Source organism: Marinobacter sp. C7 (assembly GCF_022343555.1).
GTDB lineage: Bacteria > Pseudomonadota > Gammaproteobacteria > Pseudomonadales > Oleiphilaceae > Marinobacter.
Genome location: NZ_JAKQZH010000105.1, coordinates 1 through 508 on the forward strand (window position 1 = coordinate 1; position 508 = coordinate 508).

Sequence of the window (508 nt, forward strand, 5' to 3'; positions counted from 1 at the left end):
GATAGCTCTGAAACACCTTGCCGACAGGCTCCAGGAGGTTGACGCAGGGCACCGCCATGTCCCGGCACATCTCGTCGATCAGTGCCGAAAGCTCCTCGTTTACCAGCGTGTAGAGCACGATGCCCGGCGCTTCGTCGATCGCGCGCAGCACCGGCAGCAACTGCTTGCGGCTGCGGATCAGCGGATAGACGTGCTCGATCGGCTCGTAACCGCCGAATTGCGCCGAAACCGCGCGGCCGGCCGAGATCAAAGTTTCCCCGGTCGAATCAGAGACCAGATGGAGGTGGAAGAAGTTTTTGCGGTTTTCCACGATGTCCTTCGCCTCCTGTTCATAACACTGGACAACCCGGGATGCCGGAACGGCGCCCGGATTTGCCTGTGGGAAGCCTTCCGGTTTTTCCACATGTCCTGTTTTCGGCAAGACGATCCGGCCTGCTTGTTGAAAACGGGGAGAAAGCCATCCCCGCACAGAACTTTCCAGAGGTTATGCACAGGCTCGCTGCAGATG

At 59.3% G+C, this 508-nt stretch carries 1 protein-coding gene; it reads right to left on the bottom strand.

Annotated features, from left to right (window positions below; genetic code table 11):
• Positions 1–310, bottom strand: a 310-nt coding sequence (locus tag MD273_RS18965; RefSeq protein WP_239039311.1) for a kinase/pyrophosphorylase, incomplete at its 3' end; no start/stop codon positions are given.
• Positions 311–508: the final 198 nt, after the last annotated feature.